This window comes from Nonomuraea rhizosphaerae (assembly GCF_019396405.1).
Classification (GTDB): domain Bacteria; phylum Actinomycetota; class Actinomycetes; order Streptosporangiales; family Streptosporangiaceae; genus Nonomuraea; species Nonomuraea rhizosphaerae.
Window position 1 is genome coordinate 1 of the sequence record NZ_JAHKRL010000267.1, and the last position, 12,365, is coordinate 12,365.

The 12,365-nt window shown below is 73.2% G+C and carries 12 protein-coding genes; 9 read left to right on the top strand and 3 right to left on the bottom strand.

Annotation, left to right across the window (positions count from 1 at the left end; genetic code table 11):
* The 4 genes from KME77_RS13240 to KME77_RS13255 all read left to right on the top strand — a co-directional run.
* Positions 1–202 (top strand): hypothetical protein (locus KME77_RS13240; protein ID WP_219466465.1); only part of this gene is annotated, 202 nt, incomplete at its 5' end.
* Between the two features lie 185 nt (positions 203–387).
* Positions 388–1,740, top strand: a complete 1,353-nt coding sequence (locus tag KME77_RS13245; protein WP_219466468.1) for a TrkH family potassium uptake protein — start codon at positions 388–390, stop codon at positions 1,738–1,740.
* Positions 1,733–2,395 carry a potassium channel family protein gene (locus KME77_RS13250; RefSeq protein WP_219466478.1) on the top strand — a complete coding sequence of 221 codons (663 nt, stop codon included), beginning with the start codon at positions 1,733–1,735 and terminating at the stop codon, positions 2,393–2,395. Before KME77_RS13245 ends, KME77_RS13250 begins: the two co-directional genes overlap by 8 nt.
* Positions 2,396–2,563: 168 nt before the next feature.
* A complete protein-coding gene (locus tag KME77_RS13255) occupies positions 2,564–5,731 on the top strand; it encodes an ATP-binding protein (RefSeq protein ID WP_219466479.1) in 3,168 nt (1,055 codons plus the stop codon).
* Between the two features lie 4 nt (positions 5,732–5,735).
* Here the strand turns inward: KME77_RS13255 and KME77_RS13260 are convergent, their stop codons facing one another.
* A complete protein-coding gene (locus tag KME77_RS13260) occupies positions 5,736–7,154 on the bottom strand; it encodes an FAD-binding oxidoreductase (RefSeq protein ID WP_219466480.1) in 1,419 nt (472 codons plus the stop codon).
* 216 nt (positions 7,155–7,370) lie between these two features.
* Complete coding sequence (locus KME77_RS13265; RefSeq protein ID WP_219466483.1) at positions 7,371–8,174, bottom strand: DinB family protein; 804 nt, start codon at positions 8,172–8,174, stop codon at positions 7,371–7,373.
* 170 nt (positions 8,175–8,344) lie between these two features.
* Here KME77_RS13265 and KME77_RS13270 point away from each other — a divergent pair, with 170 nt between their 5' ends.
* The 4 genes from KME77_RS13270 to KME77_RS13285 all read left to right on the top strand — a co-directional run bounded on the left by KME77_RS13270 (position 8,345) and on the right by KME77_RS13285 (position 10,880).
* Positions 8,345–9,091, top strand: coding sequence for an SDR family oxidoreductase (locus KME77_RS13270; protein ID WP_219466486.1), 747 nt, complete (start codon positions 8,345–8,347; stop codon positions 9,089–9,091).
* Positions 9,092–9,132: 41 nt separating this feature from the next.
* Entirely contained in the window at positions 9,133–9,360 is a 228-nt protein-coding gene (locus KME77_RS13275; protein WP_219466488.1) for a hypothetical protein, read from the top strand.
* A 29-nt stretch (positions 9,361–9,389) separates the two neighbouring features.
* Positions 9,390–10,109, top strand: a complete 720-nt coding sequence (locus KME77_RS13280; protein ID WP_219466492.1) for an alpha/beta fold hydrolase — start codon at positions 9,390–9,392, stop codon at positions 10,107–10,109.
* Between the two features lie 135 nt (positions 10,110–10,244).
* On the top strand, positions 10,245–10,880 hold the full coding sequence (locus tag KME77_RS13285) for a sigma-70 family RNA polymerase sigma factor (RefSeq protein ID WP_219466495.1): 636 nt from the start codon (positions 10,245–10,247) through the stop codon (positions 10,878–10,880).
* On the opposite strand, the gene KME77_RS13290 is transcribed toward KME77_RS13285, so the two are convergent.
* Entirely contained in the window at positions 10,849–11,106 is a 258-nt protein-coding gene (locus tag KME77_RS13290; protein WP_219466497.1) for a GlsB/YeaQ/YmgE family stress response membrane protein, read from the bottom strand. The two genes, KME77_RS13285 and KME77_RS13290, sit on opposite strands and share 32 nt — an antisense overlap.
* A gap of 253 nt (positions 11,107–11,359) precedes the next feature.
* On the opposite strand from KME77_RS13290, the gene KME77_RS13295 reads away from it, so the two are divergent.
* Positions 11,360–12,365 (top strand): AfsR/SARP family transcriptional regulator (locus tag KME77_RS13295; protein ID WP_219466500.1); only part of this gene is annotated, 1,006 nt, incomplete at its 3' end.

Genomic DNA, 12,365 nt, shown 5'->3' on the forward strand with positions numbered 1-12,365 from the left:
GCCGGGCGGCCCCGCCGAGGGCGGCTCGCCGGTCGCCCTCGCTCGCGCCCAGGCGGCCGCCCGGGCGCTGGCCGCCGCCGGGGGCAGGCCGCTGACCGCCTTCACCCTCACCACCGCCGACCAGCGCGACGCCCCCTACCGCGACGACGCCCGCAACCGTACGATCACGCTACGCATCATCCCGCGAGCCGACGTGGATTAACGGCCGCACGAAACATCGATTAAGGGTGCGTATGGACGTCCGCCCAGGGTGGGCTGTTACGGTATAGCGCGGTGCGCCGGAAAGCCTGTTCGGCAACGTCATGGTCGGTGTACGAGACGAGCGGAGGGGCTCCCGATGGGCACCTGGACGGCGCCGCGCGGACGGTCGGAGGGCGGCTGTCCGTCATGAGGTTGCGCGCACCGTCCCTCATGGATCGGTTCCACCACCCGGCGCAGGTCGTCGCCACCGGGTTCGGCGTGGCCATCCTCATCGGCACCGGCCTGCTGCTGCTGCCGATCGCCTCCGCCGGCGGCGGGTCGGCGAGCTGGACGACCGCCCTGTTCACCTCCACGTCGTCGGTCTCCCTGACCGGGCTGGTGCTGGTGGACACCGCCGCGCACTGGTCGGTGTTCGGCGAGGTGGTGATCGCCGGGCTGATGCAGATCGGCGGCCTGGGCATCATGACCCTGGCCACCCTGTTCACCCTGGTGGTGGCGGGGCGGCTCGGGCTGCGCGCCCGCATGTTCGCCCAGGCCGAGACCAAGACGCTGAGCATGTCGGACGTGCGGCGGGTCGTGCGCAACGTGGTCCTGTTCAGCCTCGCCAGCGAGGCCGTGGTGGCCTCGATGCTCGCCCTCCGCTTCATGATCGGGTACGGCGAGCCGTTCGGCCGGGCCGTCTACCTGGGCGTCTTCCACGCGGTGTCGGCCTTCAACAACGCGGGCATCGCCCTGTGGCCGGACAACCTGATGAAGTTCGCCACCGACCCGTGGATCTGCCTGCCCATCGCCGCGGCCGTCATCGTCGGCGGGCTGGGCTTCCCCGTGGTGTTCGAGCTCGTACGGTCCTGGCGGCACCCGCGCCGCTGGACCGTCCTCGCCCGGATCACCGTGGGGGTGACGCTCATCCTGCTGCTGGCCGGCACGCTGGTCTTCCTGGTCACCGAGTGGCGCAACCCGCGAACCCTGGGCCAGCTGGACGACTCCGGCAAGCTGCTGGCCGCGTTCTTCACCGGCGTCATGCCGCGCAGCGGCGGCTTCAACAGCATCGACGTCGCCGGCATGCACCCGACCAGCCTGCTGGCCACGGACGTGCTGATGTTCATCGGCGGCGGCACCGCGGGCACGGCGGGCGGCATCAAGGTCACCACGTTCGGGCTGCTGGCCTTCATCATCTGGGCCGAGCTGCGCGGCGAGCCCCGGGTGAACGTCGGTCACCGGCGCCTGGCCGAGAGCGCGCAGCGCCAGGTGTTCGCCATCACCGCGATCAGCGTCGGCCTCGTCGTGATCTCCACCTACGCGCTGCTCGCCCTGACCCCGCACAACCTGGACCGGGTGCTGTTCGAGGTGATCTCCGCCTTCTGCACGGTCGGCCTGTCGACCGGGATCACCGGTGACGCGACCCCCGCGGGGCAGGTGCTGCTGGCCATACTCATGTTCGTGGGCCGGATCGGCCCGCTGACCCTGGGCTCGGCGCTGGCGTTGAAGGAACGCACCCGCCGGTACGAACTACCCGAGGAGCGCGTGATCGTTGGCTGACAAGAAGAACGACGCGGTCGTGGTGATCGGGCTGGGCCGGTTCGGCACGTCACTCGCGCTGGAGCTGATCCGCCGCGGCACCGAGGTGCTGGCCATCGACCAGCGGGCCAAGGTGGTGCAGAGCCTGAGCGGGCACATCACCCAGATCGCCACCGCCGACTCCACCGACCTCGACACCCTCCAGCAGCTCGGCGTGCCCGACTTCTACCGCGCGGTGGTCGGCATCGGCAACGACCTGGAGGCCAGCATCCTGACCGCGTCCCTGCTGGTCGAGCTGGAGATCGACGACATCTGGGCGAAGGCGGTCAGCAAGCAGCACGGCCGGATCCTGAGCCGCATCGGCGTCCAGCACGTCGTCCTGCCCGAGCACGACATGGGCGAGCGCGTGGCCCACCTGGTCAGCGGCCGGATGCTGGACTACATGGAGGTCGACGAGAACTTCGCGATGGCCAAGATCCGCCCGCCGAAGGACTACGTCGGCGTTCCGCTCGGCGACTCCAACCTGCGCCGCAAGCACGGCGTCACCGTCGTGGCGATCAAGAGTCCGGGCGAGGAGTTCACCTACGCCACCGCCGACACCGAGCTGACGTACGGCGACATGATCATCGTCAGCGGCCGGCCCGAGCAGATCGAGCGGTTCGCCGAGCTGCCCTGAGCCGAGCTGCCCTGAGCCGGGCCGCCCCGAGCCCGGCCGCCCCGAGCCGAGCCGCCCTGAGCGAGGAACGACGGCGGCACCGGGATCACACCGAGACCGGCCAGGCCTTGATTGGCGGCCCTCCCGAGCCGTATCCACTTCTTAGGGATCCGGCGTGGGGAGGGCTCGGTGGAGTTCCGCGTTCTTGGGCAGCTCGAGGTCGCCGAACGGGGGCTGCTGCTGCCCCTGGGCCCTCGCAGACAGCAGGCCGTCCTCGCCGTCCTGCTGTCGCACGCCGCCCGGGTGGTGTCCCTCGACCGGATCGTGGAGGAGGTGTGGGAGGACGCGCCGCCGGCCACGGCGACGGCCACCGTGCAGGCCTACATCTCCAACCTTCGCTCCATCCTGGAGCCGGGCCGCAAGGCGCGCGAGCCGTCGCGGATCCTGCTGACCCGGGCCCCCGGCTACCTCCTGGCCGTGACCCGCCGGCAGGTGGACGCGCTGGTCTTCGAGGACGCGGTGGAGCGCTCCCGCAAGCTGCTGGGCGCGGGGCGGCCCGAGGAGAGCCTGTCGGGCGTGGAGGAGGCGCTCACGCTGTGGCGGGCCGAGCCGTACGAGACGCTGACCGACTACGCCTTCGCCGCCGTGGAGGTGGCGCGGCTGCGGGAGCTGCTGCTGGTCGGGCGGGAGGTGCGGGCCGGGAGCCTGCTCGCGCTCGGCCGCCACGACGAGGCGCTCGGCGACCTGGACACGCTGAGCGTGGCGCACCCGCTCCGGGAGAGCCTGGTGGCGCTGCGCATGCTGGCCCTCTACCGGGCGGGCCGCCAGGCCGACGCGCTGGACGCCTTCCACCGGGTACGGCTCGCGCTGGCCGACCAGTTCGGGGTGGATCCCGGGCCGGCCCTGCGGCAGCGGTTCGGGGAGATCCTGGAGCAGTCGGCCACCCTGGACTGGCGGCCCGTCCCGGTCACCGCGCAGCCGGCCGGGACCGTCGAGCCGCAGCCGCCGGCCTCCCCGGACGACCTGGTCGGCAGGGACGCCGAGCTGCTGGCCGTGGAGAGCGACCTGGCGGCCGTGCTGGGCGGGAACGGGCGAGTCGTGGTGCTGTCGGGCGAGCCGGGGATCGGCAAGTCGCGGCTGGCCGAGGCGTTCGCGGCCCGTACCGCCTCCCGGGGCGCCCTGGTCGTGTGGAGCAGGGCGGTGGAGGACACCGCGGCGCCGCCGTACTGGCTGGGCGTGCAGCTGTTACGGCGGCTGGCCGCCGCGCGGCCGGAGGGCTTCACGGCGGCCGTCGCGCCGCACCGGGCGCTGCTCGCGCCGCTGATGCCCGAGCTGACCGGCCAGGTGGCCACCGGTCCGCGGGAGGGCAACCCGGACGCGATGCGGGTGCCGATCTACGACGCCATCGCGCGGGTGGTGGCCGAGATCGCGGCGCTGACCCCGCTGACCCTGGTGTTCGAGGACATGCACTGGGCCGACGTGCCTTCCACCCAGCTCGTGGGCTACCTGGCCGCCGAGACCCGGCACGCGCGCATCCTCGTGGTCGCCAGCCTGCGCGAACGTGAGGAGACGCCGGCGGTCCGCGACCTGCTGGGGTCGCTGGCCCGGCTCCCGTCACTGCGGCGCCTGCGGCTGGGCCCGCTCGAACCGGACGACGTCGCCGCCCTGCTCAAGGCGCACACCGAGAGCGCCGCCTCGGCGGATCTGGTGGCCGCCGTGTGCCGGCGCACCGCCGGCAACCCCTTCTTCGTCACCGAGCTGGCCCGCATGCTGCGCAGCGAGCGGGCGCTGACCGACCAGGCCATCGAGGGGCGGCTGGCGGAGGAGATCCCCGACGGCGTGCGGGACGTGATCCGGCGGCGCTGGAGCCGGCTGCCCGACGCGACCCGCGGGCTGCTGTCCGTCGCCGCGGTCGTGGGGCAGGAGTTCGGGCTGACGCCGCTGGACGCGGTGACCGGCCTGGAGGAGGAGCGGCTGCTGGACGACCTGGACGCCGCCGTCGTCACCGGCATGATCGTCGAGGCGCCCGAGGCGATCGGCCGCTACCGCTTCGCCCACCCCCTGGTCCGCGAGACCCTGTACGACGAGCTGAACCGCGTACGCCGGGCCCGCCTGCACGAACGCCTGGGCCTGGCCATGGAGGACCCCGACGAGGTCGCCCACCACCTGTGGCACGCGTGGCCGCTGATCGAGGCCGAGACCGCGCTGCCGCACCTGCTGCGCGCCGCCGAGCGCGCCCAGCTCACCTTCGCCCACGAGCAGGCCGAGACGCTGCTGAACCGCGCCCTGCGCCTGGCCGCCACCATGACGGGCGAGCAGCGCAGGATCGACCAGGAGCTGAGGATACGGGTGCGGATCGCCGGGCTGCTGGCCGCCCGCCACGGCTACGGCGCGCAGGTCACCGAGGACGCGCTGGTCGAGGCACGCACCATGGTCGGCAAGAGCGCGCTGCCCGCCGTCGAGCTGACCGGCGTCCTGTGGGGGTTGTGCGCGGCCTGCATCACCGCTGGCAACTTCGACCGGGCCGACGAGGTCACCGTGGAGATGGCCCGGCTCGCCGACCGGACCGGAGACCCTCTCGCCCAGGTCGCCACGCTGGAGATCACCGGGATGATCGCCTACTACCGCGGCGACCTGGCCAGGGCGTGGGAGGCGCTCCAGGCGGCTCTCCCGCTGGCCGGCGCCGTGGACGACGCCACGGCCGGCATGCTCGCGCCGCGTCTGGTCATCCCGGCGCTGAGCGCGATCGTCGCCCTGAGCCTCGGCGACGAGGCCGGGTTCGCCCGGCACGTCCGCGTGAACGACGAGCTGGGGCCCCGGTTCGGCGGCCTGATGATCTCGGCGTTCGTCAGGCTGATCGCCGCCCGCCACGCCTGGCTGCGCGACGATCCGCGGCTGGCCCGCGAGTACGCCGTCGGCGCCGTCCAGTTCGGCCGGGAGCACTCCCTGGCCCAGATCGAGTGGACGGGGGCGGCCATCGAGGGCTGGGCCGAGGCGACGCTCGGCAACCCCGAGGGCATCACGCTCCTGCGCGAGGCCCTGCGCCGGCGGGAGGAGAGCACCATGGTGCTCAGCCAGAACTACTACCTCACCCTGCTGGCCGAGCTGGAGCTGGCCCGGGGGGAGACGGCGGCGGCCCTGGACGCCCTCGACCGGGCCGACGAGCTGACGGCCGCCACCGGCGAGCGCTACTCCGAGTCCTTCTCCCTGCGCGTCCGGGCGCTGGCCGAGCGGGCCGCCGGCGCCTCGCCCGAGCACGTCAGGGCGCTGTTGCGGCGCGCCGCCGACGTGGCCAGGGGGCAGGGGAACGTCGTCCTGCTCCGCCAGGCCGAGGACTGCCTGGCGGAGATTCCGTAGACCCTCACGCCCCGTGGCCGCCGGGCGCGATGTTGTGGTTGTGCCGGAAGACGTTCTCCGGGTCCCACGCCCGCTTGACCGCGACGAGGCGCCGCAGCGTGTCGTCCCCGTACGCGACCCGCACGCTCGCCGGTCCGTCGTCGGCGACGAAGTTGGAGAAGCCGGCGGCCTGCGCGAACCCGGCCAGGCGCTGCTTGGCCGCCCGCGTCCAGGCCAGGTTCTCGGCGTCCCGCTCAGGGTCGGTCCACTGCGACAGCACCTGGAAGGCCCATCCGGCGTCCCGGTGCCCGAGCGCGCTCTCCCCGGCGCTGCCCCGGGCGTAGGCGCCGCCGAGGGGCTGCAGGATGATCTGGCTCATCGGCGAGATGAACCCGCCGCTGATCGCCATGAGCGCGTCGATCGACTCGTCGGACAGCTCCGCCAGGAACCCGGCGGTGAAGTAGTTGCGCGCGTCGGGCTTGTCGAGCAGCCGCTGCAGGGCGGTGTAGGGCATCGGCTCCACCAGGTCGACGACGGGCTCGCCGAGCGCGTCCAGCGGGGCGATCCCCTCGCGCGCCGTCTCCAGGGGCCCCGACCACAGCGTGAGCAGCGCGAGCACGGGCTTGCCCCGCGCCGGTTCCGGCACGAACGGGGCGGGCGGGGCGGTGAGCAGCGAGACGCCGCCGCACAGCTCGTCCGGCGCCTTCGCCATCACCTCCCGGTAGGCGCGCAGCACCTGCTTCGCCTGGCTCACCGGGTACATCCGCAGACCGCCCAGGACGGTCGGGCCCACGGGACGCAGCGCGAACGTCACCTCGGTCACGACGCCGAAGTTGCCGCCCCCGCCGCGGTGCGCCCACAGCAGGTCCGGGTGGTGCCGCTCGTCGGCCTCGACCACCCGGCCGTCGGCGGTCACCAGCCGTACCCCGACCAGGTTGTCGGCGGCCAGCCCCATCATCCGCTCCAGCCAGCCGCTGCCGCTGCCCAGGGTGAGGCCGACCACGCCGGTCGAGGACACCCGGCCGCCGGTCACGGCCAGCCCGTGCTCCTGGGTGGCCGCGTCGAGCTGCCCCCACGTCAGGCCGGCGCCCACGCGCGCCCTGCGGGCGGGCGCGTCGACGACGCAGCGGGTCAGGCCCCTCGTGTCGATCACCACCCCGCCTTCGCAGATCGCGAAGCCCACCGGGGCGTGGCCGCCGCCGCGGACGGAGACGTCCAGGCCGTGGTCCTTCGCGATCCGCAGCGCGATGACGATGTCGTTCTCGTCGACCGGCTGGACGATCACGGCCGGACGTTTGTCGATCATGGCGTTGTGGACCCGGCGCAGCTCGTCGTACGCGGCGTCGCGCGGCCCGGTCACCCGGCCGGCCAGCGCCCCCGCCAGCTCCGGCACGGCGGGATGGGGGCGGGCGGCGGTCATCGTCTTGCTCTTCGAAGTTGTCACCCGCCCACCATCGGATCCCGCGTTTGTACGGGAGTTGGAGAGGATCACCCCGCCGGGCGGCCGGTCTCCTAGTTACCTCCAAGCCCCGCCCAAGCGCCCGGGGCGACCATGGCCCCATGAGACATCTGGCAATGGCGATCGGCCTCACCGTGGCCCACCTCGGACCGGACAAGCGAGACGTTCCCGACGCGGAGAGTGAGCGCGATCAGTCCGCCCTCACCCCGCCTCCTTCTCCAGTACGGTCAGGTCGCGCTCGGCGTAGAGCCGGTGCTCCCACTCCTCGTTGAGCACGACGTGCAGGCACTCCTTGACGGGGACGTTCTCCGCCTGCGGCCAGCCGGGCTCGGTGCGGGACACCCGGGAGGCGAGCCGCTCGCCGGTGAGTGACCCGATGACCTGGCGGACCGTCGCCTGACGTTCGCGCCGCAGCGCGAGCACCTCGTCGAGCGAGGGCCGCGCCTCGCGGTCCCACACGAAGCCGTCCCACGCCGGGGCCTTGTCCCACGGCAGGTCCAGCGGGTGCCACGGCGACGGGTCGCCGAGGATCATCCGGCTCACCCAGCAGCCGGTGGCGAAGTTGAGGTGCCGCAGGGTCTGGACGAAGGACCACTCGTCGCCGACGCCGCGGTGCAGCGCCGCCTCGGGGAACGTCCTGGCCCGCGCGAGCGTGCCCTCCCACAGCCGCTCCAGGACGGCCCACGCCTCGGCGAACCCGGCGGGGTCGTCAGGGCGCATCTTCGCCCGCTCGGGCATGCGGCGGTTCAGCTCGGCGTCCACGAGCGGGGCGATGTCGACGCCGTTGACGACGACATTGCGCAGCTCGCCGGTGATCTCGACGTCGACGAGCTCGACGCCGCTCAGGCGGACCCCGGCGAGCAGGGCGGCGCGGACGCGCGTGCCGCTGAGGTCGGCGTCGTGGATGAGGGCGTCGTTGAGGCGCACCCGCTCGAAGGTGGCGCCCCGGAGGTTAACGTGCTCGAAGCGCGCTCCGGTGAGGTCCTGGTCGAGGAAGTCGGTCATGGGCCTCACGTTACGGATGGTTCCGGACATTTCCCGTCCGCTTCCGTGTCGCCGCAGGTCAGTACGTGCCTGGAAAAATCTTGGCGGCTACTGTCACAAGCCGGGAGGCTGCCCTGTCTTAGCTGGCGACGGGCGGCGACAGCGCCCCCGGACGTACAGGAAGGTCAGTCATGAAGGTCGTGGTTATCGGCGGGACGGGTCTCATCGGGTCGAAGCTGGTGACGAGGCTGGGCGAGCACGGCCACGAGGCGGTCGCGGCGGCGCCCAACACCGGCGTCAACACCCTCACCGGAGAGGGCTTGGCCGAGGCGCTGGCCGGCGCGCAGGCGGTCGTCGACGTGTCGAACTCGCCCTCCTTCGAGGAGGCCGCCGTGCGGGAGTTCTTCGAGACCTCCACCGGCAACCTGCTCGCCGCCGAGGCCGAGGCCGGCGTCGGCCACCATGTCGCGCTGTCGGTGGTGGGCACCGAGCGGCCGCCGGGGAACGCCTACTTCCGGGCGAAGATCGCTCAGGAGCAGCTCATCGAGAAGTCGTCGATCCCGTACTCGCTGGTGCACGCCACCCAGTTCTTCGAGTTCGTCCGCAGGATCGCCGACGAGGCCACGGAGGGCGGCACGGTGCGGATGGCGCCGGTGCTCTTCCAGCCCATCGCGGGCGACGACGTGGCGCGGGCGCTCGGCCGGGTCGCGGTGGGGACGCCGCTGAACGGCCGGACCGACATCGCCGGGCCCGACCAGTTCCGGATGGACGAGTTCTTCCGCGACGTGCTGGCCGGCTGGGGCGACCCGCGCCAGGTGATCACCGACCCGCACGCCAAGTACTTCGGGGCCGAGCTGCTCGAACGGTCGCTGGTGCCGGTGGACGACGCCACCCTCGGCGAGATCCGCTACCGCGACTGGGCCGGCCAGCAGAAGTAGCGCGTCGGCGACCCCGGCCACCAGGCACGTACGGAGGCGAAATGAGCGTTCCACCCGGCGAGAGCGACTTCCTGCACCAGCTCCAGGCCGAGGTCGAGGCGGAGGTGGCCATGGCCGAGGCGAGCCGTCCGCAGGAGGAGGCCGGCCTGCCGATCACCGACTGGCTCTTCGACCCGACGGACGTCGAACGTGAGGAGATCGGCCTGCGGGGGCTCCTCGACGCGGTCGAAGTGCTGGAGGAGGGAGCCCCTGACCACCGACGTCCCTAGAACCCCCTGACCACCGGAAAGGTCACCTCATGAGCGAGCAACCCGTCATCGTCCTCGTCCACGGCGCCTTCGCCGAGTCGGCGAGCTGGAACGGCGTCATCCAGCGCCTGCAGGGGCGTGGGCTCCCGGCCGTGGCCGTGGGCAACCCCCTGCGCAGCGTGGCGAGCGACGCCACGTACGTGCGGGACGTGATCAACGGCATCGGCCGCCCGGTCGTCCTGGTCGGCCACTCCTACGGCGGCATGGTGATCACCCAGGCCGCGGCCGGGCTCCCGGCCGTCCAGGCCCTGGTCTACGCCGCCGCCTTCGCCCCCGAGCCCGGGGAGAGCGCGCTGCTGCTGGCCGGCAAGTTCGACGGCAGCACCCTCGGCAGCGCCCTGGTCGCCTACCCGGTCGCCTCCGGCGGCAGCGAGTTCCGGATCGCCGAGGAGAAGTTCCACCAGCAGTTCTGCGCCGACGTCGAGGCCGGCGAGGCCGCCCTGATGGCGGCCACCCAGCGGCCGGTGACCGAGCGGGCGCTGACCGAGGAGCTGTCGGCGAGCGAGGCGGGATGGCAGTCCAAGCCGTCCTGGTTCGTCATCGGCGAGGGCGACCGCAACATCCCGGCCGCGGCGGTGCGCTTCATGGCCGAACGGGCCGGCTCACGGGGAACCCGCGAGATCGCCGGAGCCTCGCACGCGATCTCGGTGTCACAACCCGACGCCGTGACCGCGGCCATTCTCGACGCGGTGGCTCACGTGCGAAGCTGAACGCGGCGCGTCCCACCGCAATCGGCATCCGGCTGACCCGCGCACCGACAGGGAGCAGACCGCGCATCGACACGGAACCGGCTGCGCGAGCGGCGCGGACATGTTGCCGTCGACGCAGTGGAGGCGCGGGCAGACATGAACGCAGATTCCCTGGACCAGGCACATGCGCTCGAACAGGCCGTTTCCGCCTTCATCGAGTCGCGCCCGCGCCTGTTCGGCATCGCCCACCGGATGCTCGGCAGCGTGGCGGAGGCCGAGGACGTTCTCCAAGAGGTCTGGTTGCGCTGGCAGAGCGCCGACCGCCCGGCCATCGAGAACCCCTCGGCCTTCCTCGCGCTGGTCACCACCCGCCTGTCCATCAACGTCGCGCGGTCCGCCCGCGTGCGGCACGAGACCTTCCTCGGCCCCTGGCTGCCCGAGCCCGCCGACCCCGGCCTCGACCCCCTGGCGGGGGCCGAACGGGGCGAGGCGCTCGAACGCGCCTTTCTGCTGCTGCTCGAACGGCTCACCCCGACCGAGCGGGCGGCGTACGTGCTCCGGGAGGCGTTCGTCTACCCGTACCGGCAGATCGCCGACATCCTGCAGCTCAGCCCGGCCAACGTCCGCCAGCTCGTGAGCCGCGCCCGCAGGCACCTGACCGCCGTACGCCGCGAGCCGATCGACAAGGCCGAGCACCGGCGCCTCCTGGCGGTCTTCCGCGCCGCCGCCCGGACGGGCGACGTCGCCGCCCTGGCGGAGCTCAGTCGCTCTTCTTGCCCGACATGCTCGTGACGGCGGCCACGCAGACCACGGCCAGGGCGATCTGCACCAGGAACACCAGCCAGCCCTTGGAGGCGAAGCCGACCAGGTAGGCGACACCGGTGCCGACGCCGGCCGCGACCGTGCCCGCGGCGATGGTGGCGAACCAGCCGATGTTCTGCCGTCCGGGCAGGATCAGCCGGCCGATGGCGCCGGCGATGGCCCCCGAGATCACGCAGCCGATCAGGAAGTAGAGCATGTGACGTCCCCTCGTCGTGGTGAACGGAGCGTGAGCCCCGGCGTGCCGCCGTGACAGCACGACGGCACGCCGGGGTCGCTCCCTTGGCCACCAGACCGTAGGGACTCACCCGCATGCGGAACGTTGACGTGCCGTACACGCGGCCGTCCGGCTGGGCGGTCACATTCCGATCAGTTCTTGTTCACACCGCCGCCCTACGCTTGCCGTGTTCCGCGCACGGGATGCGCGGGGCGATGGGGGAGGACGATCGATCATGGACACGGGGTTGCGGTTCACGCTGCTGGGACCGGTTCAGGGGTGGTGCGGTGAGACGGAGCTGGATCTCGGCACGCCCCAGCAGCGGGCGGTGCTCGCCCTGCTGCTGTTGCGCGAGGGTGAGGTCGTCTCGATCGACGAGATCGTGGACGCGCTGTGGGAGGAGCGGACGCCCGCCTCGGCGCGGGCCATCGTGCGCACCTATCTGTCCCGGTTGCGCCGGGCTCTCGCCTCCGGCGAGGTGATCAGGGCGTCGGGCGGGGGCTACGCCGTCCCGCCCGGCTCGGTGGAGGTGGACTGGGCCCGCTTCTCGGGCCTGGTGCGGGAGGCGCAGGCCGTACGCGCCGACGGGAGGCCCGCCGAGGCCGCCGGCCTGCTGCGGGAGGCGTTGCGGCTGTGGCGGGGCACGCCTCTGGGCGGGGCCCGCGGCGACTACGTCGACCAGGAGCGTACGCGCCTGGCCCAGCACCGGGTGGCGGCGCTGGAGGAGCGGCTGGCGCTCGACCTGGAGCTGGGCCGGCACGCCGAGGTGAGCGAGGAACTGGCGGCGGCCGTGGCCGCCGAGCCCACCCGTGAGCGGCTGCGGGAGCTGCGGATGACCGCCCTGTACCGGTCGGGACGGCAGGCGGAGGCGCTGGCGGCCTACGACGAGGTGCGGCGGCTGCTGGCCACGGAGCTGGGCATCGACCCCGGCGCCGGGCTGCGCGAGCTGCACCAGCGCATCCTGCGCGCCGACCCCGGCCTCGCCGCGCCGCCGCGGCACCCGGACGCGGATCTCGCCACCCAGCACCTGGCCCCGGATCTCGCGACCCGGTACGCGGCTTCGGGGGCGCGGCACTCCGTACCGGCCGAGTGGCCGCCCGCGCAGCTGCCCGCCGCGCCGCCCGGCTTCGTGGGCAGGCGGGCGGAGTCGGCCGCCGTCCAGGAGGCGCTCCGCCCCGCCGGGGGGGCGCCGGTCGTGGCGATCACCGGGCTCGGCGGGATGGGGAAGACCGCGCTGGCCG